The 25039-nt window shown below is 65.5% G+C and carries 26 protein-coding genes; 15 read left to right on the top strand and 11 right to left on the bottom strand.

Going from position 1 to position 25039, the window contains the following annotated elements; translation table 11 throughout:
* Window positions 1–108: 108 nt before the first annotated feature.
* The 3 genes from B047_RS0107815 to B047_RS0107805 all read right to left on the bottom strand — a co-directional run bounded on the left by B047_RS0107815 (window position 109) and on the right by B047_RS0107805 (window position 2313).
* Window positions 109–873 carry a 2-phosphosulfolactate phosphatase gene (locus tag B047_RS0107815; RefSeq protein WP_018466404.1) on the bottom strand — a complete coding sequence of 255 codons (765 nt, stop codon included), beginning with the start codon at window positions 871–873 and terminating at the stop codon, window positions 109–111.
* Window positions 870–1553 carry a ribulose-phosphate 3-epimerase gene (gene rpe / locus B047_RS0107810; RefSeq protein ID WP_018466403.1) on the bottom strand — a complete coding sequence of 228 codons (684 nt, stop codon included), beginning with the start codon at window positions 1551–1553 and terminating at the stop codon, window positions 870–872. Before rpe ends, B047_RS0107815 begins: the two co-directional genes overlap by 4 nt.
* An 82-nt stretch (window positions 1554–1635) precedes the next feature.
* A complete protein-coding gene (locus B047_RS0107805) occupies window positions 1636–2313 on the bottom strand; it encodes a Crp/Fnr family transcriptional regulator (protein WP_018466402.1) in 678 nt (225 codons plus the stop codon).
* A gap of 39 nt (window positions 2314–2352) precedes the next feature.
* Here B047_RS0107805 and B047_RS0107800 point away from each other — a divergent pair, with 39 nt between their 5' ends.
* The 4 genes from B047_RS0107800 to B047_RS0107785 all read left to right on the top strand — a co-directional run bounded on the left by B047_RS0107800 (window position 2353) and on the right by B047_RS0107785 (window position 5807).
* A complete protein-coding gene (locus tag B047_RS0107800; protein ID WP_018466401.1) occupies window positions 2353–3027 on the top strand; it encodes an ABC transporter ATP-binding protein in 675 nt (224 codons plus the stop codon).
* Window positions 3028–3154: 127 nt separating this feature from the next.
* On the top strand, window positions 3155–3871 hold the full coding sequence (locus B047_RS0107795) for a phosphorylase family protein (protein WP_018466400.1): 717 nt from the start codon (window positions 3155–3157) through the stop codon (window positions 3869–3871).
* A 9-nt stretch (window positions 3872–3880) separates the two neighbouring features.
* The gene (locus B047_RS0107790; RefSeq protein ID WP_018466399.1) at window positions 3881–4684 is read left to right on the top strand and encodes an enoyl-CoA hydratase/isomerase family protein; all 804 of its coding nucleotides are present in this window, start codon (window positions 3881–3883) and stop codon (window positions 4682–4684) included.
* A 232-nt stretch (window positions 4685–4916) separates the two neighbouring features.
* The gene (locus B047_RS0107785) at window positions 4917–5807 is read left to right on the top strand and encodes a phosphohydrolase (protein ID WP_018466398.1); all 891 of its coding nucleotides are present in this window, start codon (window positions 4917–4919) and stop codon (window positions 5805–5807) included.
* A gap of 41 nt (window positions 5808–5848) precedes the next feature.
* Here the strand turns inward: B047_RS0107785 and miaA are convergent, their stop codons facing one another.
* Window positions 5849–6751 carry a tRNA (adenosine(37)-N6)-dimethylallyltransferase MiaA gene (miaA, locus tag B047_RS0107780; RefSeq protein ID WP_018466397.1) on the bottom strand — a complete coding sequence of 301 codons (903 nt, stop codon included), beginning with the start codon at window positions 6749–6751 and terminating at the stop codon, window positions 5849–5851.
* A gap of 32 nt (window positions 6752–6783) precedes the next feature.
* Between miaA and B047_RS0107775 the strand changes: the two genes are divergently transcribed.
* On the top strand, window positions 6784–7161 hold the full coding sequence (locus B047_RS0107775; RefSeq protein WP_018466396.1) for an Hsp20/alpha crystallin family protein: 378 nt from the start codon (window positions 6784–6786) through the stop codon (window positions 7159–7161).
* Between the two features lie 31 nt (window positions 7162–7192).
* On the opposite strand, the gene B047_RS16505 is transcribed toward B047_RS0107775, so the two are convergent.
* Both B047_RS16505 and rpmE read right to left on the bottom strand, forming a co-directional pair.
* The gene (locus B047_RS16505; RefSeq protein WP_018466395.1) at window positions 7193–7807 is read right to left on the bottom strand and encodes a thymidine kinase; all 615 of its coding nucleotides are present in this window, start codon (window positions 7805–7807) and stop codon (window positions 7193–7195) included.
* 97 nt (window positions 7808–7904) lie between these two features.
* Window positions 7905–8120: a 50S ribosomal protein L31 gene (rpmE, locus tag B047_RS0107765; RefSeq protein ID WP_018466394.1), complete on the bottom strand. Its 216-nt coding sequence runs from the start codon at window positions 8118–8120 to the stop codon at window positions 7905–7907.
* Window positions 8121–8270: 150 nt separating this feature from the next.
* Between rpmE and aroH the strand changes: the two genes are divergently transcribed.
* From aroH to B047_RS0107740, 5 genes are all read left to right on the top strand, one after another.
* Window positions 8271–8639, top strand: a complete 369-nt coding sequence (aroH, locus tag B047_RS0107760) for a chorismate mutase (RefSeq protein WP_018466393.1) — start codon at window positions 8271–8273, stop codon at window positions 8637–8639.
* A gap of 72 nt (window positions 8640–8711) precedes the next feature.
* Entirely contained in the window at window positions 8712–10157 is a 1446-nt protein-coding gene (gatA, locus tag B047_RS0107755) for an Asp-tRNA(Asn)/Glu-tRNA(Gln) amidotransferase subunit GatA (protein ID WP_018466392.1), read from the top strand.
* 66 nt (window positions 10158–10223) lie between these two features.
* Window positions 10224–11006: a 3'-5' exonuclease gene (locus B047_RS0107750; RefSeq protein ID WP_018466391.1), complete on the top strand. Its 783-nt coding sequence runs from the start codon at window positions 10224–10226 to the stop codon at window positions 11004–11006.
* Window positions 11003–12106, top strand: coding sequence for a hypothetical protein (locus tag B047_RS0107745; protein WP_026234703.1), 1104 nt, complete (start codon window positions 11003–11005; stop codon window positions 12104–12106). Before B047_RS0107750 ends, B047_RS0107745 begins: the two co-directional genes overlap by 4 nt.
* A 176-nt stretch (window positions 12107–12282) precedes the next feature.
* Window positions 12283–15747, top strand: a complete 3465-nt coding sequence (locus B047_RS0107740; RefSeq protein ID WP_018466389.1) for a GAF domain-containing protein — start codon at window positions 12283–12285, stop codon at window positions 15745–15747.
* 134 nt (window positions 15748–15881) lie between these two features.
* Here the strand turns inward: B047_RS0107740 and hemG are convergent, their stop codons facing one another.
* A complete protein-coding gene (hemG, locus tag B047_RS0107735) occupies window positions 15882–17216 on the bottom strand; it encodes a protoporphyrinogen oxidase (RefSeq protein WP_018466388.1) in 1335 nt (444 codons plus the stop codon).
* Window positions 17217–17278: 62 nt separating this feature from the next.
* Between hemG and B047_RS0107730 the strand changes: the two genes are divergently transcribed.
* A complete protein-coding gene (locus B047_RS0107730) occupies window positions 17279–18202 on the top strand; it encodes a peptidylprolyl isomerase (protein ID WP_018466387.1) in 924 nt (307 codons plus the stop codon).
* A 36-nt stretch (window positions 18203–18238) separates the two neighbouring features.
* Here B047_RS0107730 and B047_RS0107725 read toward each other — a convergent pair whose 3' ends face one another.
* From B047_RS0107725 to B047_RS0107715, 3 genes are all read right to left on the bottom strand, one after another.
* The gene (locus B047_RS0107725) at window positions 18239–21043 is read right to left on the bottom strand and encodes a DNA translocase FtsK (RefSeq protein WP_018466386.1); all 2805 of its coding nucleotides are present in this window, start codon (window positions 21041–21043) and stop codon (window positions 18239–18241) included.
* 108 nt (window positions 21044–21151) lie between these two features.
* The gene (locus B047_RS0107720) at window positions 21152–21637 is read right to left on the bottom strand and encodes an OmpH family outer membrane protein (protein WP_018466385.1); all 486 of its coding nucleotides are present in this window, start codon (window positions 21635–21637) and stop codon (window positions 21152–21154) included.
* Window positions 21638–21785: 148 nt separating this feature from the next.
* Complete coding sequence (locus B047_RS0107715; RefSeq protein ID WP_018466384.1) at window positions 21786–22280, bottom strand: OmpH/Skp family outer membrane protein; 495 nt, start codon at window positions 22278–22280, stop codon at window positions 21786–21788.
* Window positions 22281–22382: 102 nt separating this feature from the next.
* Here B047_RS0107715 and B047_RS0107710 point away from each other — a divergent pair, with 102 nt between their 5' ends.
* On the top strand, window positions 22383–22826 hold the full coding sequence (locus B047_RS0107710; RefSeq protein ID WP_018466383.1) for a hypothetical protein: 444 nt from the start codon (window positions 22383–22385) through the stop codon (window positions 22824–22826).
* A 54-nt stretch (window positions 22827–22880) separates the two neighbouring features.
* Here the strand turns inward: B047_RS0107710 and pheA are convergent, their stop codons facing one another.
* Window positions 22881–23711 (bottom strand): prephenate dehydratase, encoded by an 831-nt coding sequence (gene pheA, locus B047_RS0107705; protein WP_018466382.1) that lies wholly within the window; start codon window positions 23709–23711, stop codon window positions 22881–22883.
* A gap of 181 nt (window positions 23712–23892) precedes the next feature.
* Between pheA and B047_RS0107700 the strand changes: the two genes are divergently transcribed.
* The 3 genes from B047_RS0107700 to B047_RS0107690 all read left to right on the top strand — a co-directional run bounded on the left by B047_RS0107700 (window position 23893) and on the right by B047_RS0107690 (window position 24948).
* Window positions 23893–24321, top strand: a complete 429-nt coding sequence (locus B047_RS0107700) for a PleD family two-component system response regulator (RefSeq protein ID WP_169336594.1) — start codon at window positions 23893–23895, stop codon at window positions 24319–24321.
* The gene (locus B047_RS18140) at window positions 24216–24650 is read left to right on the top strand and encodes a type I restriction-modification enzyme R subunit C-terminal domain-containing protein (protein ID WP_245533719.1); all 435 of its coding nucleotides are present in this window, start codon (window positions 24216–24218) and stop codon (window positions 24648–24650) included. Before B047_RS0107700 ends, B047_RS18140 begins: the two co-directional genes overlap by 106 nt.
* 61 nt (window positions 24651–24711) lie before the next feature.
* Window positions 24712–24948 (top strand): hypothetical protein, encoded by a 237-nt coding sequence (locus B047_RS0107690; protein ID WP_018466380.1) that lies wholly within the window; start codon window positions 24712–24714, stop codon window positions 24946–24948.
* The last annotated feature ends 91 nt before the right edge of the window (window positions 24949–25039 follow it).

Below are 25039 nucleotides of genomic sequence, written 5' to 3'. Positions count from 1 at the left end.
TCAAAAAGATAGCCTCTGGGTTTTGGTTTTGAAGAGTATCTTTTTGAATCCGGTATAAGGTACCCGGCACGGCAAAACTCGCCATAGGGGGTATTTGGGGGAACCGCTCTAATTCTCGCCGGAGGCTATGGCCCGTTGGGGTTGGTAGCGGCGAAAGATCAGGGCTTCGCCGACGCGGCCCTCGAGCCTCGGCACCGCCGGTGAAGCGGCGATCTGGGCACAGAAGGGCACGTCGGCCTCCAACCCCACGCGCTGGAGGCTGCGCGCGGCGATGGACAGGGAGAGGGGCTCGAGGGGGTCGGGGTAGGTGCGGCGGGTGGCCAGGGCGATGAGGGTGCCGTCTTGCAGGTCGTAGAGGCCCATGAGCTGAATGAACTCCGCCAGCACCCCGGCGGTGTAAGTGTCGTCGAGGGCGACCCTACCGCCTGCCCCGGCGCACAGGATGGCCACCTCCTCCGTCGCTAGCTCGTGAGCCAGGCGGGCGGCGGCGTGGGCGTTGTAGAGCGAGGCCAGCAGCACGTGCTTGGCCGTGGCTGCGGCCAGGTGAGCGGCGCGGGTGCCGTTGGTGGTGGCCATCACCACGGTCTTGCCGGTGACCTTGGCCTCGAGGGCATCACGCGGGCTGTTGCCGTAGTCGAAGCCCGCCGGCATCAGGCCACCTTCCTCTCCGGCGATGACGACGTCGTGGTCCTTGAAGGCGCGGGCTTGCTCGAGGCTGGCAGCGACGTAGATCGCGCTGGCTCCGGCCTCGAGGAAGGCTGCGGCGGTGGTGGTGGCCCGGATTACGTCCACCACCAGTACCACGTCGGGGTAGGCGAGTTCGGGCTGGGGGAGCAGGTCCACCCGCAGGCGCTTGGGCGTGGGCTGGCTCATGACTGCCCCCTCAGGGCCCGGAGGTTATCGGCCACGCTGGCCCTGCCATTAAAGACGCTCGAGCCCGCCACCAGCACCTGGGCTCCGGCCTCGGCGCACAACCGGGCGGTTTCGGGGTTGATCCCGCCGTCGACTTCGATCAAGCAGCCAGGGTTCATCTCTTCCACCATCTGGCGCAGCAGATGCAGCCGGGGCAGGCTGCCAGGGATGAAGCCCTGACCGCCGAAACCGGGATTCACCGTCATCAGCAGAGCGATCTCGAGGTCTGCCAGCAAGGGCTTGAAGAAGCCCAGTGGAGTGCCGGGATTGACGGCCAGACCCGGCTTCAGGCCCAACTCGCGGATGCGCTCGATGGCCCGGTGGGTGTGGGGAGTGGCCTCGGCGTGGATGGTGAGGTGGTCGGCTCCGGCCCTGGCGAAGTCCTCCAGATAGCGCTCGGGTTCGACGATCATCAGGTGCACGTCGAGGGGGACCGTGGCCACGCGCCTGAGCGCTTCGACCACCACCAGCCCCATGCTGATGTTGGGCACGAAGCGGCCATCCATCACGTCTACGTGGATCCAGTCGGCTCCCCCTGCCTCGGCTTCGCGCACCTGCTCGCCCAGCCGGGCGAAGTCGGCGGCGAGGATGCTGGGGGCGATACGAACTCGAGGGCGAGGGTTCGTGGTTGGCTCAGACATAGCACAGACACACTGCAAAACGCACATAGACCGGCAGAGGTCGGTTCAGTCTACGCTGCTCCTGCGTTTTGGGGTGGGCAATTTAACGCAAACCCAGCATCACCTCTTCCAGCCCGGTGGGATCGAGCAGTTCCACCGAACCGCTACCGAGCTTGACCAGTTCCTCGTCACGCAGGGCGTGCAGCACGCGGGTCACGGTCTCGCGGCTGGTCCCGGAGAGCTGGGCGAGTTCCATGTGGGTCAGGCGCAGTTTGTTGCCGCCGTTGTAGAGCTGGCGGCTGAGCTTGATCAGGGCGTAGGCCACCCGGCCCCTGGCCTCCTCGAAGGAGAGCACCTCGAGCTCGAGGTCGGCCTCGCGCAGGCGCTTGGCCAGGATCACCGCCAGGTTGTGCAGGATCTCGGGGTAGCGCCGTACCAAGCTCCAGTAGCCGTCCTGGTAGAGCACCAAAAGCACCGCGTCCTCCACCACCTCGGCGCTGGCCGAGCGGGGCTGGTCGTCGAGCAGGCTCATCTCGCCAAACACCTCGCCGGGGCCCAGATAGGCGAACATGCGCTCGCGCCCGTCGAAGTAGGTGCGATAGATGCGTACCTTGCCGCTTTGCACCACGTACAAAGCCGCTCCCAGGTCGCCGGCCTCGAAGATCAGCTTGCCTGCAGGGTAGCTGCGGGCCACGAAGGCTTCGCGGGCCACCTGTAGGGCCGTTTCGGGGACCCCTCGAAACAGCGGCGTCTGGGCTAGCGCTTGGGTGTCGGTGAGCATTGGCTTTAATCTATAGGCTGAGGTCATCGTTTGCCAAGCATGAATGAGCAAAGGATGAACCCTAACCCCCCTCAGGAGCGATTTGTGGTGCTTGACGTCGAGGACCTGAGCTTTGCCTACCCTGAAGTCGAACTCTTTGACCGCTTGAGTTTTTCCCTGAGCGCAGGCGAGGCTCTGGCTTTGCTGGGCCCCTCGGGCAGTGGCAAGACCACCTTGCTGCACCTGGTGGCCGGGCTCTTGCGGCTCCAGGGGGGAGACGTGCGCTGGGAAGGCCGCTCCATCGCGCATTTGGGTGAGGAGGAGCTGGCTCGCTTGCGGCTTTCCTATTTGGGGCTGGTCTTCCAACACCACTACTTGCTGGCCGAACTCTCTGCCCTCGAGAACGTCCTCGTCACCGGCTACCTCGCGGGCGAGGTGGACCGTGAGTGGGGCCTAGAGCTGCTGCGGAGGGTAGGCCTGGAGGCCAGGGCGCACCTCTTGCCCAGGGCCCTCTCCGGCGGGGAGCGGCAGCGGGTGGCCTTGGCCAGGGCGCTGTACAAGCGCCCCAAGCTCCTCCTGGCCGACGAACCCACCGGCTCCCTCGACGCCCGCAACGCCGAGCGCATGGTGGAGCTGATGAAAAACCTGTGCCGCGACCTGGGCACCGCCCTGCTCATCGCCACCCACGACGAGCACCTGGTCGCGGACTTGCCGGAGTTGCGGCTGGGGGGGTAGCCGAGGGCTGAAGGGTGTATGGAGGGGCTAGTGGTTTGTTGAGGGTCTAGGGCCAAGGCGTCCACGACCGGCGTTCGGCTATCGACCCCCGACACCCCACCCCCCGAACCCGGTATGCTGAACCGGTATGGCTTTGCATATCCGTGCCAACCCGGGCGACATCGCCCCGCTCGTGCTCCTGCCGGGTGATCCCGGCCGGGCCGAGTGGATCGCCGAGACCTTTCTCGAGAACATCCGCACCTACAACACCTACCGAGCGCTGTTGGGCTTCACCGGAAGCTACAAGGGGGTTGAGGTCTCAGTCCAGACCAGCGCGATGGGGGGGCCCTCCACGGCCATCGTGGTCGAGGAGATCATCAAGCTGGGGGCGAGGGCTATCGTTCGGGTGGGGACTACCGGGGGGATTGACGGCAGCCTCGAGGCCGGAAGCCTGGTCATCGCCCAGGGGGCAGTGCCCCTCGACGGGACCACCCGCCAGTACCTCGGAGGGCGGCCTTATGCTCCCGTCGCCGACTGGGACGTGCTCGAGGCGCTGGTCGGCGCGGCGCGAGAGGCTGGTTTGAAGCACACGGTGGGCCTGATCTCTACCGAGGACGCTTTCTACGCCACCAGCCCCGAGACGGCGCGGGAGTGGGCGAGGTTTGGGGTGCTCTCCATCGAGATGGAAGCCGCACCGCTGTTTCTGGTGGCCAAGATGCGGGGGGTGAGGGCAGGGGCCGTCCTCACCGTCTCAAACCAGATTGGCGATAGCTCCTTCGTAGACGAGCGCATCCTGCGAGCTGGGGTGGAGAACATGACCCGCGTGGCCCTCGAGGCCCTGCTCAAGCTCAAGGACAAGATTTGAGGTAGCACGATGAACGAGCCTATGGAAAGCCAGATCCCCGAGTTCGAGTTTCTCTCCTACGAGGTGCGCGATCGGGTCGCTATCGTGACCATCCGCCGTCCCCAGGCCCTCAACGCGCTCAACCAGGACCTTCTGGTCGAACTGGCCAGCGTGACCGATGTGATCGCTCAGGACCCCGAGGTGCGGGTGGCGGTGTTCACCGGAGAGGGCCGGGCTTTCGTGGCCGGGGCCGACATCGCTCAGATTGCCGATATTCAAGATGCCTTTGCCGGACGGGAATTCGCCTTGCTGGGCCAGACCGTCATGGGCGAGATCGCTGCCCTGCCGCTGCCCACCATCGCGGCCATCAACGGCTTCGCGCTGGGCGGGGGTCTCGAGCTGGCGCTGGCCTGCGACCTGCGCGTGGCGAGCACCAAGGCCAGGCTCGGCCTGCCCGAGGTGAGCCTGGGCATCATCCCCGGCTTCGGTGGAACCCAGCGTCTGTTACGCTTGCTGGGGCGGGGAAGGGCGCTGGACCTGATCTTCACCGGGCGGCACGTGAGCGCTGAGGAGGCCCTGCAACTGGGTCTGGTCAACCGGGTGGGGGAGGATGCGCTGGAAGCGGCGCTCGAGCTCGCCCGCGCCATCCTCAAGAATGGCCCGGTGGCCCTGGCCCTGGCCAAGGAGGCCGTGACGCGGGGCGAGGGCCTCGAGCTCGAGGAGGCGCTGGAGATCGAGGCCGACCTCTTCGGCTTTGCCGTCACCACCAAGGATATGAAGGAAGGCACCCGCGCTTTTCTGGAGAAGCGCGCGCCCGAGTTCAAAGGGGAGTAGGCAACGCACTCAATGCAAGACAGAGAGTAGGGGCAAGCCGCCGCCTTGCCCCTTTCGTGACCTCCGACCCGCGCGGGAAGGGCTTATACCAGATTCGGTCAGTTCGTTCCCGAATGGGAACGAACTGACCCGACCGAAGGGAGTGCTCTAGGATTCAAAAAGATAGCCTCTGAAGGTCTTTGGTTTGGGTGATTATCTTTTTGAATCCGGTATTATGTCCTACAATTGCCGCGTGGACGACACCGGCAAAGTCCAGGAACACGTTGTTCAGCTCACCAGCCCCAAGGCCAAGCTCTACCTCGAGGCCGACACGGCCATCAGGCGCGACCTGCTGGGCTACCCTAAGGCCCTACAGGCTTACGACTTGCTCTCGATGGACCCTGAGGCCAGGGGACACTGGGACATGTCCAACTACATCACCATGCGCAAGCTGGGCTACAACGACCATGGCCGGGTGCATGCCCTGCTCACCGGTTCGGCCAGCGTGGCCATCCTGAAGCTGCTGGTGGAGGCCGGGGCCAAGCCCGACGTGATGGAGAGTGGGGTGGGCGACCTCGACGATACCTACTTAGTGGTGCTGGTCTCGACCATGCTGCACGACATCGGCAACCAGGTGCACCGTCATCAGCACGAAGCTTTTGGCGTGATGCTGGCAATTCCCCTCATCGACCGCATCCTCGAAAAGCTCTACCGCGACCCCGAGCAGCGCACCGAGATGCGCAGCTTCATCCTGCACAGCATCTATACCCACGACCTTATCGCCGAGCCCCTCACGCTCGAGGCTGGCGTCACGGCGGTGGCCGATGGCACCGACATCACCAAGGGCCGAGGTCGCAAGGCCTTCGCCCTGGGCTCGGTAGACATCCACTCCATCAGCGCCCTGGCGGTGGACGAGGTGCAGATCCTGAAGGGCGAGCAGGTCCCGGTCGAGATCCGGGTGATCATGAACAACTCGGCGGGGCTGTTCCAGGTCGAGGAGACCCTCACGCGCAAGGTGCTCAACAGCCCCATTCGCAGCATGGTCACGGTCACGGCCACTACCCGCGACGAGCTGCCCGGCGACCAGCGCATCATCCGGCGGGTGCGGCTGCATCCGACGGAGCCGCGCTTTACGCTGGATTGATCCACTGAGAGTCGGTGACCGAGGGCCGAATACCAGATTGGCTACTGCGAGGTGCTAAACCACTTGCGTAGGAGCGGCCAGGCTTCCTCGCCCAGGGCCTCGAGGAAGCTCACGTCGCCTGGCTCCTTGCGAAACCAGGTGTACTGGCGTCTGGCGTAGGCGATGGTGTTGTGCTCGATACGCCGCCGGGCCTCCTCGAGCCCCCACTCCCCGCGCAGGTAGCCCAGCAATTCCTTGTAGCCGATGGCGCTGAGGGCAGCGGGTTGCGTGGGGTAGCGCTCGAGCAGCCGCCGCACCTCCTCCACCAACCCCTGCTCGAAGTGCCGTGCCGTGCGGGCTAGCAGCCGGGGCTTGAGGGCTTCAAAGGCGGGCCACAGCACGGCCTTGCGGTAGCTGAAGCGGGGTTTTCGCCTGGGGAAGTGGCTAGGCGGGATGCCGGTGCGGCGCAGGACTTCCAAAGCCCGCATGACCCGGCGGGGGTTGCGCCCGGCCCGCCGAGCGTCTTCGGGGCTGGCGCTTTGCAGTTCGGCGATCAGGGCCTCGAGCCCTCGCTGCTCGAGTTCGCGCTCGAGCTGCCGCTGCGCCTCGGCGTCGCGGGGGGGAATCTCGTACAACCCCTCCGAGAGGGTGCGGATGTAGTACCCGGTTCCCCCCACCACCAGCGGGATGTTTCCGCGCTGCAACACCTCCGCAATGGCCTCCTCGGCGCGCTCGAGGTACTGTGCCACGCTGAAAGGCTCATCGGGGTCGACGATGTCGATGAGGTGGTGGGGGACTGTGCTCCGCTCTTGAAGGCTGGGTTTGTCGGTGCCGATGTCGAGGCCCCGGTAAACCAGCGAGGCATCGGCGGAAACGATCTCTATGGGATACTCCTGGGCCAGCTTCAGGGCCAGAGCGCTCTTGCCCGAGGCGGTAGGTCCGGTCAACACCGGGATGGCTCTCATACTGGACACACCGACCATGCTACGCTCATTCCATGTCGCTTGAATCACTCGACCGCTTTAGTGCCCTGGAGCAACTTCAGGATGTGCGCCGCCGCCTCGAGGCCCTGACGCGGAGCCTGGCCGGGGCCTGGGTGCCCAACGCCGACATCATCGAAGAAGAAGACCACTTCAGGCTGCTCGTGGACCTGCCTGGGGTTCGCCCGGAGGACCTCGAGCTCAAGGAGGAGGGCACCACCCTCACCCTCGGCGGCGTGCGCCACCCCATCGTGGGTACCTACAACCTGCAAGAGCGCCCCAGCGGCCACTTCCAGCGCAGCTTCGACTTCGGCCAGCGCATTCAGCTGGGTACTGCCCAGGCTTCGCTCAAGGGTGGGGTGCTCGAGGTCATCGTCAAGAAGGCCATGGACTAAAAGTGCCCTCCGCTCGATTTTTCCCCTGGGCTTAGGAGCCAGGGGTCCGCTGCTTGTGGCTGGGACGCCCCTCGACCACGTGGCACTTGCGGCAGCGCGGCTCGTAGCTCTCGCTGGCTCCTACCAGGATCACCGGGTCGTCGTAGCGGGCCGGACGCCCGCCGATGAGCCGCTGGGTGCGGGTGGCCGGTGAACCGCACAGCGGGCAGACGGCGGCCAGCTTTTCGATGTACTCGGCTTTGGCCAGCAGTTGGGGAATGATGCCAAAGGGCTCGCCGCGGAAGTCCTGATCCAAACCGGCCAAGATCACGCGCACGCCTTGATCGGCGAGCTCGAGCGCAAGCTCCACGAGCCCCGGATCGAAGAACTGTACCTCGTCCACGGCCAGCACCTCGGGCAATTCCTCGCTGAGGTGGGTCCGTAGCTCGGCGGAATCCTTCACCGCCACGGCTTCGGCCCGTTTGCCGTCGTGGCTGGTTACGTCGGAGGCGTGGTAACGGTCGTCGATTTTGGGCTTGAATACCATGACCCGCTGCCCGGCGATCAGGGCGCGCTTGACCCGGCGAATGAGCTCTTCCGACTTGCCCGAGAACATCGGGCCGACCACCACTTCAATCCATCCAGGGAGCACGGGCAAATGGGGCATGTCGGGGCAGAGTTTACCCGGCTGCCCCAGCCGCAACAACCCCCAAAAGCAAAACCCCTCTTTCCCCATGGGAGAGAGGGGCTGAGGGCTAAAGCCTTTACTTCTTGCGCTTGTAGGAGTCGCCAAAGCGCTTCTGGAACTTCTCCACGCGGCCTTCGGTGTCCACGAAGCGCTGCTGGCCGGTCCAGAAGGGGTGATTGCCGCTCCACACTTCGACGTGGATTTCGGGCTTGGTGGAGTAGGTGTTGAGCACGACTTCACCGTTGCAGATGATCTTGCACGGCACCAGCTTGGGGTGGATGTCCTTCTTCATCTGGAGGCTCCTTTCGCACGATCTTGGTCGTGCGGGCAACTTCAAAAGTCTACCAGCCGGAAGCAGCGCTTTCAAGCTCGAGCCCACGGTGCATTGGACACGCGGTTTTGTGGCTTTGCGCGAGGGGCCTTGGGGTAGAATCACCCGCATATGGTCAGAGGGGTCCGTGGAGCCATCACTGTAGAGGAAAACAGCCGCGAAGCCATCCTGAGTGCTACCCGCGAACTGCTGGAGAAGATGCTCGAGATCAATCAGATCAGCGATTTCGACACCATCGGAGCCATGATCTTCACCCTGACCGACGACCTCAACGCCGCCTTTCCTGCTGAAGCCGCCCGCCAGCTCGGTATGCAGATGGTGCCCCTGATCAACTCCCGCGAGGTGCCGGTTCCGGGCTCGCTTCCCAGGGTGATCCGGGTGATGATGCTCTGGAACACCACCCTGCCCCAGAAACAGGTCCGGCACGTGTACTTGAGGGAGGCTGTGCGCTTGAGGCCCGACCTCGAGAGCGCGCAGTAGCAACCCCTGGCGCTCGGATCAACGCTTCCCGCGGGGGCCCCTAACCCCTTCGCGACGTATGATGTCAGGGCTATGCTGGCGCGAGAGATCATCGCCAAGGTCCGATCCGGTGAAGCTGCCCCGACCGAGGTGTTGAAGCACTACTTAAAGCGTATCGAGGCCCTCGAGCCCCAGATCCACGCCCTGCTGCGCCTCAACCCCGAGGCCGAGCAGGAAGCCAGGGCAGTCGAGCGGCGCTTGGCCAAGGGGGAAGACCTGCCGCTGGCCGGGGTTCCGGTGGTGCTGAAGGACAACCTCTGCACCCGCGGCCTCGAGACCACCTGCGGCTCGAGGATCCTCGAGCACTTCGTCCCGCCTTACGATGCCACCGTGGTCGAAAAGCTCCGGGAGGCCGGAGCCGTGGTGCTGGCCAAGGCCAACATGGACGAGTTCGCCATGGGCTCTTCCACCGAGTTCTCGGCCTTCGGCCCGACCCGCAACCCCTGGGGCTTAGAACGCGTTCCCGGCGGTTCCTCGGGCGGCTCGGCGGCGGCGGTGGCGGCGGATATGGCTCCCGTGGCCCTGGGTTCGGACACCGGGGGCAGCGTGCGCCAGCCCGCGGCCTTCTGCGGGGTATACGGGTTCAAGCCCACCTATGGCCGGGTTTCACGCTACGGGTTGGTGGCCTGCGCCAGCAGCCTCGACCAGGTGGGGCCATTTGCCCGCACGGTGGAGGATCTGGCCCTGCTGAGCGACGTGATCTGCGGCTACGACCCGCGCGACAGCACCAGCCTAAAGGCCGAGCCCGGCTTCACCCGGGCCCTGGGCGAGCGCCCGGCCCTCACCGTGGGGATCGTTCGGGAGAGTGTTCAGGCCGGGAACAGCCCCGGGGTGCTGGCGGCTTTGGAGAACTTCCGCCGGACGCTCGAGGGGGCGGGGGTACGCTTCGTCGAGGTCAGCATTCCCTCGCTGGAATATGCCCTGGCCACCTACTACATCGCCATGACCGCCGAGGTCTCCTCCAACCTCGCTCGCTACGACGGCACCCTCTACGGATTGCGGGTGCCGGGCAGGGACGTGAGCGACACTATGATGAAAACCCGTGCGGCGGGCTTTGGCTCCGAGGCCAAGCGGCGCATCCTGATGGGTACCTTCGCGCTTTCCTCGGGCTACTACGACGCCTACTACGGCAAAGCCCTCAAGGCCCGGGCCCGGCTCAAAGCCGATTTCGACCAGGCTTTCGCCGGGGCCGACGTACTCCTGACCCCCACCAGCCCCTTCCCGGCCTTCAAGCTCGGCTCCAAGACCGGCGACCCGCTGTCGATGTACCTCTCCGACATCGACACGGTGGCGCTCAACCTAGTTGGGCTTCCGGGCTTGTCACTCCCGGCGGGTTTTGAGGAGGGTTTGCCGGTAGGGATGCAGCTCATCGGCCAGCCCCTGCAGGATGAACGCCTCTTTAGCCTGGCCCAACGTTTCGAACAGCTCACCGGCTCGGCCTTCACCAAAGCTGCCCCCATCGCTGCTGCAGGTGCCTAAAATTCGCGCTTTGCCGTATACTGCGGCAAGCCAGAACGGCTTGCTGATTGGACTGAGTTTATTCCTATGCCCTACGCCCTCGCTCGAGCCATGAGCCCCACCCATTACCGCCTCAGCACCCGCATCGCCCGACGTTTGCGGGAAGCTGGAGGCCCCCTCCCTAAAGCTCAATTGGCTCAGGAAGTGCTGGCTTCGCCCCAATTGCCCCAGCTATCCTGGTCCGGCAAATTCCTCGATGGCTTGCTGGATGGCCGATTCCGCAACCATGGACAGGAGGTGAGCCTCTGGGAGTGGGATTATCCCTTCCCGCCCCACTCCGAGCCGGTGGTGGTGCTCGACCTCGAGACCACCGGGCTCTCGCCCGAGGCCAACGAGGTGATCGAGCTGGCCTTCGTGCGGCTGGAAAAGGGCCAACGCACCGAATTCCAGCGCCTGGTCAACCCCGGTACCCCTATCCCACCCTTCATCACCCGTCTCACCAGAATCCGCGACCAGGACGTGCGAGAGGCTCCCGACGTCTACCAGGTGCTCGAGGAGGCTTGGCCTTTGCTGGCCGGAGCCACCTTAATCATCCAGAACGCCCCTTTCGACCTCGGCTTTCTCAAGCCTCGCCTAACCCGTCTGGGGTATAGACTGGATAACGTAGTTGTGGACACGGTTCAGTGGGCGCGCAAAGCCCTGCCTGGACTACCCAAGCGGGGGCTCGATGCTTTGGCCTTCGCCTTCGACCTCGGCGAGGTGCGCGGTCGCCACCGCGCCTTGGGCGATGTCAACATCACCACCCAGGTAGCCTACGAGATGTACTACATGCTGACTGCCGGTAGTCCCCGGCCCCTTGGAGAACTATGACCGGACGCTACGTTTTGACTTCACACTGCCTCAGTTCCGGGACCATGACCCTGACCCAAAGCCTGCGCCAGTTCCTCAAGAATAAGGACACAGCGCGCTTCGTGGACGAGGATGGTGAGGTTTACGAGTGCAAGGTGGAGTGGTCGAGGGGTTGGGTGACGGGATTGCAAGGCTACTACGCCAAGCGCCGGCTGGCCGTCAACGAGGTGATCCACCTCAGTTTCGACGGTGAGATGATCGGCCTCGAGGCCCTGCACTCCCGTCCCCCACGCCCCGCGCCCAGGGTCGTGGTCGAAGTCGAGCCCAAACCCGAGCCGCAGCCTGAGGCTCCCACGCCCGGCCAGCGCCGGGTCAAGGTGACCCCCTACCCTCAGGCGGTGATGTACCCCCACGCTCCGGCGGTCGAGGCTCCGGGCTTCTCGGCAGACCTCGAGCGGTTGGGCCTGAGCCGCGAACGCAGTGGCCCCCCCTGGCTTTTCCGCGCCTCGCTGGGCCGCAAGGCCTACACCCTGGCCCTGTGCCGCCTGGGCGAGTGCGAGCCGTCCGAGTTGCTCGAGCTGCGCCGCCAGGGGAGCGTGCAGTACGCCGGGTTGGTGGCTGGGGAGTCCATGCGCGAAGAAGCCCTGGGCGAGCTGGCCCAGTGGCGGCCTTCGGGCCTGGGTGGGGGTGGCCTGTGCTATATCTCGCCCGAAGCCCTGCAGAAGCTGGCCAAGCTACGCCAGGTCTTCCCGGTGGGTGCGGTGGAGCTCGAGCGCTTTCTAAAGGTTGGGCGGCTCGATCTCGAGTCGCTACGCCCCCTGGAGGACGAACTCGAGGGCATCCTGGGCGAGCGCGCGGCCTTCTCCTCGGTCTTGCTGTCGTTGGCTGAGATGCCTCAGCAGAGCGTGTTCCTGCTGGCCGACCTGGTGGGTGGCGACCTCCCGCTGGAGGCCGACACCGTGCGCCAGATCCTCGACGTGCTGGCCGGGCCGCCCTTCTTGCTGCTGAAGCGACTCTCGCCAGGGGAATACCTGCTGCGAAGCACCGTGGCCGACGCGCTGGGCGAACTCATCCAGTACGCCCGCTTGATGGTGAGCCGCGCGGAAGCGGTGCTGAGATAGAGGGCGAGCAGAGCACCCGCAGTCGCCGAGACCGCGGAGCGGACTGTTCTAGAGCGGTTCCCACGAATACCGCCTACAACCGCCTCGCGTGCAGCGTAAATGTGGGAAAGGCGATAAGGCCCTGTTCGAATTCCCTACCCCGAGGGGTGTGGAGAGTTTATAGTTTGGAATGGGGAATGCATTCGCGCGCGGTCGAGCGAATTTTGGGCAGCCTGAGCCGCTCTCTGGCCTCAGCGGGCGACCTCGAGTCCCTGGCCCAGAGGGGTCTGAGCGCTCTGACCAATGCACTGGGAGCCCAGGGGGCCTGGCTGCGGCTGCGGGAGAATGGGCTGAGGCTCCGCGCGGCGGTGGGGGTGGTTCCCCCCGAGGAAGCCCGCCTCACCCCGCAGGAGGTCGAGACCCTGAGCAGCGGCCGGGTGCTGATCTACCGCCTGCCCGAGGAGGCCACCGGCCCGGCCAGTCGCCATTGGGCCGGGCTGGGCTACCGGGGGCTAGTCCTGGCTCCTTTGCGCGGTGATGGGGTTCTGCTGGGCACGCTGGGCCTGCTGTTCGCAGAGGTGGTGCCTTACGAGGAGATTGTTGCCCTCGAGGAGGTGTTGCCCCTCTTTGGCCTGATCCTCCAGCGCGCTCACGCCGAGGCCGAGCTAGCGCGCCGCCAACAGCTTTTAGAAGCCCTGCACCGCCTAGACCGGGCCATGCTGGAGGGCAAAAACCTGGAGGAAGTAGCCCAGATCGGCGCGGAGGAAGCCCGTTCGTTGCTGCGGGCTAAAGCGGCCACGGTTTCTCTGGTGGAAGGCCCAGAGCGCCGCCTGGTGGCGGCATCGGGGCAGGAGGTCGAACCCCTGCGCGGCCAGAGTGCCTCGCTGGAGGAGGGCCCCCACGCTCAGGCCTTGCGTACAGGCGAGCCAGTGGTGCTGATGGAGATTCCCGGCGAGGGGGTGCCGCCCTGGTTGCTGGCGTTGGCTCCGCTGGGCAACGCCCTGGTGCTGCCCCTCAAGCCGGACGGATCTACGCTGGGTTTCCTAGGGCTTTACGGCTTGAGCAATCCCCCCGCCATCCTCCCCATGGCCCAAGCTTTCGCCGCCCAGCTCTCCTTAGCCCTCCTGCGTGAGTTGGACCAAGAAGCCCTGCAACGGCGGGTCAAGGAGCAGGAGCTGCTGTTGCGGGCGCTAGAGGCTTTAGGCGAGGTGCACAGTCCCGAGGAGGCCGCCCGGCGGCTGGTGGAACTGGCCCCAGAGCTCGTGTGGGCAGATTGGGTAGCGGTGCTTTTGCTCGAGGACGGTGTCTTGCGGGTAGCTGCCGCGAGTGGGGCGCTGGCTGGGAGCGTAGGCCAAGGGCTACCCCAGGGTCGGGGAGTTTCCTGGGCGGCTTTGCGGGAGGGGACCCAGGTGCTGAGGGATGTGCAGAAGGACCCTCGGATCTACACGCCCCCTGGGGTTGACTCGCCTCCCAGCGGCAGCGAAGTCGTCGCCCGCCTCCCAAACCCGCATGGGGGAGCGCTGGGGGTGCTGATCGCTGGCCGGATCGCTCCCACTTACAGTTCCCAGGAAGCCCGGCTAGTAGAAGCGCTGGCTCAGGCTGGGGCCACTGCTATGGAGCGCGCCCGCCACGACTTGGCTGAGCGCCGGGTGCGCGCTGCTCTAGAACGCCTAATCCAGGTACCCCCCGGCGACCTCGAGGCCCTGGTGCGGGCTCTGGGGGAAAGCCTGGGGGTGCGCTGGGCCTTCCTCGACCGGCTGCTCTCCCCCGATAAAGCCCTGGCGGTGGCGGTTTACGGTGCCGAGCCCTTCGAGTATGACCTCGAGGGCACCCCCTGTGCCGACGTCTTCGCTGGGCAGTTTTGCGAGTATGGTCAGGAGGTTACCCGGCTTTTCCCCCATGATCGGTTGGCTGCCGAGATGGGGGCCGAGGCCTACCTGGGTACCCCCTTGCGGGGGGAGGGGGGACGGATATTGGGCATCCTAGTGGCCATGCACGATGCCCCGCTGCCCGAGGGCGAGAAGGAACTGCGGCGCGAAATCCTGCTGGCCTACGCCCAGCGGGCCGCGCTGGAACTGACACAGCGAGAGAACCAGGTCCGGCTCGAGGCCACCGCCCGGGCCCACAGCCTGCTGCGCCCGGCCCACGCCGTCCAGGAGGTGTTCGAGATCGCGGTGGAGGCCGCCTTGCGGGAGACCCGCGCCACCACCGCGTTGCTCTCGCTCTACCGCGAGGAGGGGGACTGTCTGGAGGTGGTGGCCGCGGCGGGCTACATAGCCGAGGCCGCCCGGGGACGGCGGGTGGAGCGGGGGGTGGGTCTGGCCTGGCGGGTGCTGGAAGGGGGCGAGTCGCTGTATTTGGAGGACGCCTCGCAGGTGCCCGAGGCCTTGTTCTTCTCCGGGAGGCGGGATCGGGCGGCCTATCTGGGGGTGCCCCTGCGCGCCGCCGAGGGGCGGGTGCTGGGGGTGCTCTCCGCCGACACCGCCGAGCACGGCGGCGAGCTATTCCCTGAGGACCGCCACTTCCTGCTGGCCCTGGCCGAGGCCACTGGGGCGGCCATCGCTCGCCTCGAGGCCCTGCGCAAGGCCCAAGGCGAGGCCGAGCGCTTCCGGGCCTTGGCCGAGTTGTCGGCCCGACTGGAGGTGCTGGATGACCCCGAAGTCATCTTGGAGGAGGCCCTGGAAGCCCTGTGGCGCATCAGCGGCTTCCAGGCAGCTTTTTTCAGTGAGGCCGCTCCCGAGGGCCTACGGCTGAAGGTGGTGGCCGGAGAACCTCCTGGAGCTTGGCTCGAGCGGGCCCGCCAAGAGAGCTATCCCCCAGGCCGGGGGCTCATGGGTCAGGCCCTGCTCACCGGGGAGGCCCTCTACACCCCCTTCTACCCGGACCACCCCCAGGCCCTGCCTGAGCGGGTGGCTTTGGGGCTGAAGAGCGCCGCTTACATGCCGGTGAAGCTGTTTGGCCGGACCGTGGGGGTGCTGAGCCTGTTGGACTTCCGAGAGGCCTACCGCGAAGACCCTCTGCCGCTGCTCACCTTTGCCGCCCGCCGCCTGGAGCGTGCCCTGGAGAAAGCCCAGACCCTACAGCAGCTCCGTCAGGCGCGAGAGGAAGCCCTCAAAGGGTTGGGGGTAGCGCTGGAGTACCGCGACCTCGAGACCGCCGGGCACACTGAGCGGGTTACCCGGCTGGCCCTGCGGCTGGCCGAGGCGCTGGGCCTGGGCGAGCCCGCGCTCACCGAACTGCGCCTGGGGGCTTACCTGCACGACCTGGGCAAGCTGGCCGTCCCCGATGCCATCCTCAAGAAGCCCGGCAAGCTCACGCCCGAGGAGTGGGAGCAGATGAAGGCCCACGTCACCCTGGGTGAGGAGATGGCCCGGCGGCTGGGCTTCCTCCCCCCGGCTACGCTAGAGGTTATCCGCCACCACCACGAGCGCTGGGACGGTAAGGGCTACCCCGACGGGCTCGCGGGTGAGGCCATCCCCCTGCTGGCACGCATCTTCGCCCTGGCCGATGTCTACGACGCCCTCACCTCCGAGCGCCCCTACAAGCCGCCCTGGAGTCACGAGGAAGCCCTCGCCGAGCTCGAGCGTCAGGCGGGACGCCAATTCGACCCCCAGCTGGCGCAGGTTTTCGTTCGGCAACTGCGGCAGGGGCGCGGTGGCTAGCCGTCGGGAGCGTCGGGATGGCCTGCTCGCACTTCATTTGCAGCGCCCCCAAGGGGAACCCGGGTTGGCCTTTTTCCCGTGCGCCAGGCTACCTCCCCAGAGCGCTACGAGCTCGTGGACGGTCTGGTCTTCTGCTATTGGGAGGGTGTATTTACGGACAAGGCCAGATAGCCCGAGACCTTGCGGGCGGCCCGCTCGGCGTCGGTGACGGCTTGCTCTAGGCTTCCCCCGGCGAAGAACACCCCCGGCAGGTGAGGCAGGGTGCTCTCGAGTAAGGCCTCACGGCGGTGATGCCCCAGGCTAGGCTGGGGTAGGCTGCCGACTTGGCGGAAGACCCAACTGCCCAGCACCCGGCTCGACTCGCCGATCCCGAGCTGCCGGCGCATCTGGTCTAGCGCCAGCCGGGCTAGCTCGCTTTCACTCAGCCGGGCTGCTTCGCCTACCACCTCCAGTCGCAGGACTTCGAACCCCTCCTCCACGCGCGCCGGGAAGCGGGAGCGGGTGCGGCTGAGGCGGTAAAAGCCGCCTGTTCCCTCCCACAGGCGCACAGGGTGGGGATCCTCGGGAAGCTGCTCCTGGGCGAAGACCAGATGGACGCTGCTGTAGGGCAGGTGGGGGATCTGGTTGAGCAGGGTGGTGGCCTGGGGGTGAATGTGGCGTAGGATGCGGGCAGCAGCTGGGGCCGGGCAGGCTAGCACCACGCTCTCCCCCTCGAGCAGGCCCTGCCGGGTGTAGACCTGCCAGTGCTGCCCCTTGCGTTGCAGGCCCACTACCTCCTGGCCGGGTCCAAAGGGAACCCTGCCCTCGAGGGCCTTGCCCAGCGCATCGATCAGGCTGCCCATGCCCTGGGCAAAGGTGAGGCGGGGGGTTCGAAGCGCCTGCTCGCGGCTACGCGCCAGGCTTCCATGCTGGTTTTCGGCCTGCCACAGCCGAGGATAGGCCGAGCGCAGGGAGAGCTGGGCCGGGTCGCCGCCCCACTCCTCCTGCACCAGGGGGGCCAACAACCCCCAGGCAGCGCTGCCCAGCCGGCGGGTGAAAAAACTGGCCACCGATTCGTCCTCGAGCGCTCCCTTGCCTACCAGGCCCTCGGCTTGCAGGCGCAGGCGCGCGCTGAAGCCCAGCAGGGGACCGAGCATAGCGTAGGTTGCCGGATCGGAGGGGCTGAGTCCTTGAGGATAGGTCACCCACTGCCCATTGTGCTTGCAGGCTTTTTGCTCTTGCACGGGGATGGACTCGAGGCAGAGCTCCTCCAGCAGCCGCTTCAGGGCCGGGCTAGCGGGGATACTCTCCGGGCCGCACTCGAGCAGCAGCCCTGGCTGCCGCAGGGTGTGCAGGGCTCCACCGGGGCGCTTGCGGGCCTCGAGCACGGCTACCCGCAAACCTTCCTTCTGCGCCTGGTAGGCGCAGACCAAGCCCCTCAGCCCGGCCCCTACCACGATCAGTTGAAAATTGCTCGCTGGCGAACTCACGCGGCTGATTTTACCGCGCGGTCGCTACAGCCGGTTCAGCGTGTCCGTGCTAACATAACCCAATGCGTCCAATTTTGCTGATGCTGGTCTTGCTTGCCCCCCTGGCCCTGGCCCAGGGCGGCGACCCTGTGGTGGCCAAGGTGGGCAAGGTTAGCCTGACCCGAAGCTACTTCGATTTGCAATGGGAGTACTTCACCCATCAAGCCCTGATGCGGCAGGGGATCCCCTACACTCCCGAAGCCGCCGACGCCCTCAAGCCCTTCAAACCCCAGCTACTCGAGCGCCTCGCCAAGGACCAGGCGGTGCTCAACGTGGCCGAGCGCCAGGGCTACGCGGCCACCGACGCGGCAGTCGAGCAACAGATCAGCGCGGTGCGTGAGCGCTTCGAGAGCGAGGAGGCGTTTTTGGCCGGGCTCAAAGAGGCCGGCCTGCGCGACCTGGCAGGGTATAGGCTGCTGATCTACGAAGCCATCACCTTCAACGCCTTCATCGACGATCTGGTAAGCAAAATCCAGTTCAGCACACCCGCGCTCAAGCTGCTGTACTACCTCAAGCGCGCGGAGTATAGCCAGCCTGCGCGCTATTGCACCTCTCACATCCTGGTCGAGACCCCGGCCCAGGCCCAGGCTGTGCTGGCCCGCCTGGCCAAAGGCGAGACCTTTGAGGCCCTGGCCTCCGAATTGTCCCTCGACCCGGGCTCCCGCAGCGAAGGGGGCGAACTGGGCTGCTACCCGGTGGGCAGCTTGATCGAAGCTTTCGAGCGGGCCATGCTCAGGCTCAAGGTCGGTGAGATCACCCGCGTGCCGGTCAAGAGCGAGTTTGGCTACCATATCATCCGGCTCAACAACATTGAGCCCTTCGCCTACGCACCCTTCGAAGCGGTACAGGAGAGCCTGAGCTCGGATCTGATTGGGGCCACTCTGGATAAACTCATCGATAACTATGCGCGTTTGGAGGGTGTGCAGTTGTTCCCGGAGAACCTTTGAGCACGGAGGGGTCGGCGGTTGATCCTCATCCCCGCTTCAATTGCCGAAGTACTCCGGTAGCTGATCGCGGGTGATCAGCACCTCTCGAGGCTTGGAGCCCTGGTGAGGGCCTACGATGCCCATGGCCTCGAGGCTGTCCACCAGCTTGCCAGCGCGGGCGTGGCCTACCGACAGGCGGCGCTGGAGGCGGCTCACCGAGGCATAGCCCTCTTCGATGACCACCTCGGCGGCCTTGCGCAGCAGGGGGTCGGAGAAGTCCACCTCGCCGCTGCCCCCGCCGTCTGCGGCCAGGTTGGGCGGGCCGTCGAAATCGGAGCCATAAGTCTCACCGAAGGCGTCCTCGAAGCTCTGTTGGCGCAGGAACTCGGCCAGGCGGTGCACCTCGCCCTCGGAGAGGTAGGGGCCTTGCAGGCGCACGGGCTTGGGCAACCCCGGCTGGTGGTAGAGCATGTCGCCCTGGCCCACCAGGCGCTCGGCGCCCACCGTATCGAGGATGGTGCGGCTGTCGAAGCCCGAGGAGACTGCAAAGGCCATGCGGGCGGGGATGTTGACCTTGATCAAGGAGGTCAGGATGTCCACCGAAGGGCGCTGGGTGGCTAGGATCAGGTGCATTCCGGTGGCGCGGGCCATCTGAGCCAGGCGCAAAATGGCCTGCTCGACCTCCTTGGGGGCGGTGATCATCAGGTCGGCGAGCTCGTCGATGACGATGACGAGGTAGGGGAGGGTGGGTTCGCCCACCGCCTTCATCTTCTCGTTGAACTGCTCGAGGTTTCTCGCTCCTACCTGGCTCATCATCTTGTAGCGACGCTCCATGTGGGCCACCGCACCCAGCAGCACCCCAGCGGCGTCGGCGGGGTTGGTCACCACGGGCCGGATGAGGTGGGGGATGCCCTCGTAGGGGGTGAGCTCGACCATCTTGGGGTCGATCATCAGGAAGCGCAGCTCGGTGGGCAGGAACTTGAACAGCAGGCTGCTGATGAGGGTGTTGACGGCCACGCTCTTACCTGAGCCGGTGGAGCCAGCGATGAGGAGGTGGGGCATCTTGGCCAGGTCGCGTACCCAGATCTCGCCGTCGATGCTCTTGCCCAGCACCAGCGGGAGGCGGTCCTTCGACCGTACGAAGCTCGAGCTGTTGATGCCTTCGCTGTAGCGAACCACGTCGCGTTCGGCATTGGGCACCTCGAGGCCGATGACGCTCTTGCCGGGGATGGGAGCCTCGATACGCACCGAACCGGCGGCCAGGGCGCGGGCGAGGTCATTGGCCAGGTTGGCCACCCGGCTGATCTTCTCGCCAGGAGCGGGCTCGAGCTCGAAGCGCGTCACCGTGGGGCCGCGGGCCCAGCCCACCACCTTCGCCTCCACGTTGAAGCTTTTGAGCGCGGCGTCGATGGTCTCGGCCAGGCGGCGGGTGTTGGCCTCGAGCACGCGGGGGTCGTGCCTGGGGGCCTCGGCGGGGTCGAGCAGTGCCGAGGTGGGCAGCGCCAGCGCGGTCGTCTCGTTGTTTACTGCTCGGATCGGAGCTTTGCTCTGCGCCTTGGTGGGGGGCTTGCTCGGCGGTGCCTTGGGTTGGGCCGTGACCACCGGTTGGGCCTCAGGGGCCTCGTCGAAGTCGAATTCCAGCTCGAAGTCTGGCAGATTCTCGACCGCGGGGGAGCGGGTCACTGCCGGGAAGATCACCGGCGGGGTGGCGCTCAGGCCGCCCTCCAGCAGTGCTCGCAGACCGGCGGAGTGGGCTTCGGGTGGGTTGGCTTCCAGCCACTCCGCCCAACGCAGCCAGCCGTCGGCGCGCTGCTCGAGATCGCTCACCAGCCCCTGCAGGGCTTCCCAGGCCTCCAGCCGGGTCTGGTGCTCGTCCCAGGCCTGCAACAGGTGGTGGGCGCCTACCCCGCGTTCCAGCAGAGCGCTGGCCTGCTCGGCCTGGCGTTCGAGGCCGCGGGCCTTGGCGTGGAGGGTGCCTACTTCCAGGCTTAGCGCGGCTCGGCGCTCCTCGAGGGCCTGGGCCAGCCCGAGGCCCTGCACTGGGGTGGCTAGCGCTGCCGAAAGCCGCTCGAGCCTGGCTGCCAAGGGGCGTACCTCGGCCCTGACCGTGCTTGCCAGCTCGGTGCTGCGCTCTTGCAGGAATTTTTGGAACACTCCGGAGAGTGCCTCGAGCCCTTCGCCCGTCGCGTCGCCCGCCAGCGGATTGCGACGATACTCGGCCAAGTCCGCTTCTAACGCGGCCAGGGCCTTGTGTTCGGGGTAGCGCTCGGCCAGGATGCGGGTCTCACCCAGCAACCTCGAGGCCCGACGGGCCAGGCGGATGGAGCGGGAGAGCCTCGAGGCCGCCAGCCCGACCCGCCGGCCCACCACCCCGAACAGCCACCCGGGGCGCTTCCGCAGCGCCATGTCCAGCACGAAAGCCAGCATCACCGCGCACAGCAGCAGCCCGGCGTTGCCCAGCGTGTCGGTCAGTCCCCTCGCGGCCAGTGCGCCCAGTTCACCGCCCCATTCCGGGCGGATGACCGAGAGCACCGGCAGCATCACGGCGGTTCCCAACAGGGTAAAACCCACCGCGCGCAGAAAAGCGCGCAGCGACCGACCCAGCAACAGCAGGCCCGAGAGGATGGCCAGGGCGGGGGGGAGTATCCAGGTTAGCAGCCCTAGCTTGCCGTAGCTGATCTGCCGCAGCCACTGGCCGTACTCCCCGGTGAAGTGGGGGTTGACGTAGAGCACCAACCCCAGTGCGATTCCCGCCGCCAGCGCCACCATGGCTAGCGCCTCGGAATCGAGATGAGGCTCCTTGGGGTTCTTGGGAGAGGGATTTGGGGCCGGGCTAGAGCGCTTGGACTTTGCCTTTGCCATTGAAGCCAGTCTAGCACAACCAAAACCCCCCCAATCTCGAATTAAGACCGAGCAAAAGCTGGCTTTCGTGTCCTCGCTCGAGGGGTATTACGCTTGGATGGTGCTGGCTTACTTCTTGAGCTCCTTGACTACCAGCGTAGTTACGTCGGTGCCGGGAGCGGCATAGACCACGATGCCGCTGGCCTGGGCCACCTTGTAATCCATGACCACTTGGAAGCCGTTGGCCTGGGCAACCTTCCTGACCTCCTTGTCGATATCGTCGAGCAAGGGTTTGGCCACCGCGCTGATGCGCTCACTCCACTTCTTGCCGCCGTCCTGTAACGCCTTCTGTAGGGTTTGCAGGCTCTGCTGGTCTTTGGCCGACAGCGGCCCGCCGCGGGCTTTTTGGCTGAGCTGGCTGATCTGGTCGCGCAGAGGCTTGAGCTCCTTCTCGGCCTGGTCCTGCACGGCCTTGAGCTTAGCGTAGTTGGGATGAGCCTGGATGGCGATGTCCGGGCTGATGAACCCTACCCGCCAGGGTTGGGGCTTGGTCTGGGCCGACAATGGCGCTGTCAGCAGCACCAGGCAAAGGGCGGCGAGAACGCGTGTCCACATGGCCTTCACTGTACGGACCTTGCTTTAGCAACTTGTGAGAGCGGTTCCCACGCATACCCAGTGCGGCGCAATGGTGGGTAACGCGATGAGAGGACGTCCCATGAGAAAAGCAGGGGCTCCGGAGAGCCCCTTGGAATAGCGACTGCGCCTACTTCTTGAGTTCCTCGATGACCTTCTGGGTCACGTCCAGGCCGTCGGCGGCGTAGACCACCAGATTGCTGGCGCTGGCGACTTTGTAATCCATGATCACCTGGAAGCCGTTTTCTTCGGCGACCTTCTTGATGATCTTGTTGATTTGCTCGGTGAGGGGTTTGCCAGCCTCTTCGGTGCGGGTGGACCACTTCTTGAGGGCATCCTGGTAGGCCTGGCGCAGCGTCTGGAAGTCCTGCTGATCCTTGGCCGTGGCCTGGCCGGACTGGATCTTCTGCTGGAGTTGGGTGAGCTGGTTTTGTAGGGGTTTGAGCTCCTTATCGGCCTGGTCGCGCACCGCTTTGACCTTGGCGTAATCGGGGTGGGCTTCGATGGCCATATCGGAGTTGATAAAGCCGATCTTAACGGCCTGGGGCTTGGTCTGGGCGACCAGGGGAGCCCCCATCAGGCCGATGGCTGCCAGCACAGGGGCGATCCACAGCATCCTCTTCATGCGCCCCAATCTAAGCATGCAGCGTTAGCGCTCTGTGAGAGAAGCCAGGCTTGGACATATGGCCATGTATGGGCTATGGTGACGCGGAGGAGGTAACGACCCATGAAACGACTCAGCCTTTTGATTCTCCTCTTGGTCCTTTCGATCGGCGCGAGCGCTCAGGCTCAGCGCGCCTTCCAGTTCCGCATCTCGGTTCCCAACCCCGCGCTCGGCTTCGGCCTCGAGGCCGAACTCCAGCGTAACCTGGTGGCCTTGCTTTACGGCGACCTCGTTTTCCGGGGGCCGGCAGTCCTCGTAGGCGGTGAGCTGCTGTTCAAGCCCGACCTGGGCCAGTTCGACCGCGACTTGCGCGGGGTTTCGCCTTACATCGGGGGCGGCGTCGGAGTGGGGTTTGGCGGGGGTGCCGCGGACGCGGGCTTGACCTTGGACTTCGGCATTGAGTTCGCCGTGGATCGCTCAACCGGGCTCTTCGTGGGCTGGCAGGGGATCTACTACTTCGATGGCTTTGTAGGCAGCCGGGCTATCCTGGGGGCCTCCTTCCGATGAGATGCTGAGTAGAACTTCATAAAGTGGGGGCACGAAGCCCCCACTTTTTCTTTGCTACACGCCGTTTTGCGCTACCGGATATGAACCTAGCACCTTGACGAACTGCGCGCGCTGCAGCAGCCCGACGAGGGCTTTGGCCGGTCCAGGGTCTTCGATGTGGCCCTCGAAGTCTACGTAGAATACGGGACTGAAGGGACGCTCGGGATCCCGACGGGGGCGGGACTCGAGCTTGGTCATGTTGACCCCGGCGTCGGCTAGGGCTTGTAGCGCGTGCAGCAGGGCACCGGGTACGTGGCGGGTAGCGAAGACCACCGAGCTTTTGTGCGGCCCCTCGCGTCGGGGTGGGATGTCGCGCGAGAGTACGAAGAAGCGGGTGTAGTTGCCCTTGAAGTCCTGGATGTTTTCCGCCAGCACCTCTAGCCCGTAGAGTTCGGCAGCCCGGCGGCTGGCAATGGCGGCGTGGCCGGGTTCGGGGTTTTCCGCCAGCTCCCTTGCCGCCCCCGCGGTGTCGTAGACCGGGGTGGCCTTCAAGTGGTAGCGAGCGATGAAGCCGTCGCACTGGGCTAGCCCTTGGGGATGGCTCTTGACGAAGCGGATGTCCTCGAGCCGGCTCCCCTTGGGAGCCATCAGGCAGTGCTCGACTTTGAGCACGATCTCCCCGATTACGTGCAGGTCGGTCTCGAGCAGCAGGTCGTAGGTCTGGTTGATGATTCCGGCGGTGGTATTTTCCACCGGCACCACCCCCAGCTCGACTTCGTGCTCGGATACGGCATCGAATACTTCGTGAAAAGTGGGAAGCCCAATGGGCTGTGCCTCGGGGAAGGCTTTGAGCACGGCTTCCTCGCTGTAAGCTCCCTCGGTTCCCTGGTAAGCGATGCGAACCACGGCGATACTTTACAATGTCAAGACTTGCGCCGCATGCCAGACGCAAGACGCTCTGGCCTCTAGACGCTCATGGCTATCAGCCATCGATTCTCCCGCTGACTATCGGTATACTCATGACAACCCTATGGCTCATATTGGCGTTGTGACGGATGATTCCGGGCTCGAGCGATTCCTGGAAGTGGTGACTACTGCCGATGGGTATAAATTGAGCGCTTACGACCGGCCCGACTCCTGGGAGGCCCAGCTCCTGGAGGACCTGCCCGACTTGGTGATCCTCGACAGGCTGGGAGAATACGACAGCATCGCGCTGCGCCGGGCGATGCGGGAGAACCCCAAGCTCGAGGGCGTTCCGGCGATATTGGTACTCGAGGCGTTGCCCGCCGAGCGTCCGCCCTGGCTGCGCTCGGAAACGCTTGCCCGTAAGCCCCTTACCCACCGCAACCTGCGCCTGCTGATCAACCGGGCGCTCTACCAGGGGGGCTGGTGCTGGCCAGTGGTTTCCTGGTGCTCAGCCCCGCCGAAGCGCGGCCTTACCTGGCCGAGCTTATTGGCAGTCCAGAGCGGCTCAGGCAAGCCTGGCTCAACCCCCAGGAGCGCGAGAGCCTGGTGATCGCCCTCGAGCGCGAAGGCTGGACTGAGCAGGGCCTGCGACGTCTGGTCCGCCGCAGCGACCTCGACCTCTACGACATGCTGGGCTGGCTGGCTTTTGGCTGGGTGGTCAAGACCCGCCAGCAGCGGGCCTATCAGGCTTGGAAGTGGGCTGAGTCGCGCCCCGACGCCAAAATCATTCACTCGCTGCTCGCGGCTTACGTCGAATACGGTATCACAGGCGTGGAGAAAGTGCTGCAGCAGGAGAAGGTAGCGGTGGCTCCCCTGGCTGCGGCTCAGGGTGACGAGGGCTGGCTGATCCGACTCGAGGCCCAGCTTTATGCCGATTGAGAGCGCTTTCCACTTCGGGATGGCACACAAGAGGCTGAGGGCAGTGTGCTATCCTGAGCACATGAACGAGCGTTCTTTCCAGGACATCCTTGAATGGGTGGTGCTGGGCCTGCTCATCGCGGTGGTCGCCCTGGTGGTGATGTGGGTGGGGGGCTGGCTCTTCACCTTCTTGGGAGCGATCCTCAAGGGCCTGGCCAGCCTGATCTTCCGCCTGCTGACCATCCTGGTACCTGCCCTGATCGTAGCTGGGGCGTTCTACTTCATCCTGCGCTTCGTGCAGAAGCCTAAATCGGCCTAAACGCAAGATGCCTTTTGCAGGGGCGGGCCACCAGCCCGCCCCTGTTCACCCCGGATCCGCTACCCGCCCGATGTTCCTGGAAACCGCTCTT

The organism is Calidithermus timidus DSM 17022, from assembly GCF_000373205.1.
GTDB lineage: Bacteria > Deinococcota > Deinococci > Deinococcales > Thermaceae > Calidithermus > Calidithermus timidus.
The sequence above is the reverse complement of the archived record's forward strand: the minus strand, read 5'-3'. Positions and strand labels throughout refer to the sequence as shown.

Excerpts from the sequence above, each read along its gene's own strand:
- B047_RS0107815 (WP_018466404.1), bottom strand. The coding sequence starts at position 873 with ATGAGCCAGCCCACGCCCAAGCGCCTGCGGGTGGACCTGCTCCCCCAG.
- rpe (WP_018466403.1), bottom strand. The coding sequence starts at position 1,553 with ATGTCTGAGCCAACCACGAACCCTCGCCCTCGAGTTCGTATCGCCCCC.
- B047_RS0107805 (WP_018466402.1), bottom strand. The coding sequence starts at position 2,313 with ATGCTCACCGACACCCAAGCGCTAGCCCAGACGCCGCTGTTTCGAGGG.
- B047_RS0107800 (WP_018466401.1), top strand. The coding sequence starts at position 2,353 with ATGAATGAGCAAAGGATGAACCCTAACCCCCCTCAGGAGCGATTTGTG.
- B047_RS0107795 (WP_018466400.1), top strand. The coding sequence starts at position 3,155 with ATGGCTTTGCATATCCGTGCCAACCCGGGCGACATCGCCCCGCTCGTG.
- B047_RS0107790 (WP_018466399.1), top strand. The coding sequence starts at position 3,881 with ATGAACGAGCCTATGGAAAGCCAGATCCCCGAGTTCGAGTTTCTCTCC.
- miaA (WP_018466397.1), bottom strand. The coding sequence starts at position 6,751 with ATGAGAGCCATCCCGGTGTTGACCGGACCTACCGCCTCGGGCAAGAGC.
- B047_RS0107775 (WP_018466396.1), top strand. The coding sequence starts at position 6,784 with ATGTCGCTTGAATCACTCGACCGCTTTAGTGCCCTGGAGCAACTTCAG.
- B047_RS16505 (WP_018466395.1), bottom strand. The coding sequence starts at position 7,807 with ATGCCCCATTTGCCCGTGCTCCCTGGATGGATTGAAGTGGTGGTCGGC.
- rpmE (WP_018466394.1), bottom strand. The coding sequence starts at position 8,120 with ATGAAGAAGGACATCCACCCCAAGCTGGTGCCGTGCAAGATCATCTGC.
- aroH (WP_018466393.1), top strand. The coding sequence starts at position 8,271 with ATGGTCAGAGGGGTCCGTGGAGCCATCACTGTAGAGGAAAACAGCCGC.
- gatA (WP_018466392.1), top strand. The coding sequence starts at position 8,712 with ATGCTGGCGCGAGAGATCATCGCCAAGGTCCGATCCGGTGAAGCTGCC.
- B047_RS0107750 (WP_018466391.1), top strand. The coding sequence starts at position 10,224 with ATGCCCTACGCCCTCGCTCGAGCCATGAGCCCCACCCATTACCGCCTC.
- B047_RS0107745 (WP_026234703.1), top strand. The coding sequence starts at position 11,003 with ATGACCGGACGCTACGTTTTGACTTCACACTGCCTCAGTTCCGGGACC.
- B047_RS0107740 (WP_018466389.1), top strand. The coding sequence starts at position 12,283 with ATGCATTCGCGCGCGGTCGAGCGAATTTTGGGCAGCCTGAGCCGCTCT.
- B047_RS0107730 (WP_018466387.1), top strand. The coding sequence starts at position 17,279 with ATGCGTCCAATTTTGCTGATGCTGGTCTTGCTTGCCCCCCTGGCCCTG.
- B047_RS0107725 (WP_018466386.1), bottom strand. The coding sequence starts at position 21,043 with ATGGCAAAGGCAAAGTCCAAGCGCTCTAGCCCGGCCCCAAATCCCTCT.
- B047_RS0107720 (WP_018466385.1), bottom strand. The coding sequence starts at position 21,637 with ATGTGGACACGCGTTCTCGCCGCCCTTTGCCTGGTGCTGCTGACAGCG.
- B047_RS0107715 (WP_018466384.1), bottom strand. The coding sequence starts at position 22,280 with ATGAAGAGGATGCTGTGGATCGCCCCTGTGCTGGCAGCCATCGGCCTG.
- B047_RS0107710 (WP_018466383.1), top strand. The coding sequence starts at position 22,383 with ATGAAACGACTCAGCCTTTTGATTCTCCTCTTGGTCCTTTCGATCGGC.
- B047_RS0107690 (WP_018466380.1), top strand. The coding sequence starts at position 24,712 with ATGAACGAGCGTTCTTTCCAGGACATCCTTGAATGGGTGGTGCTGGGC.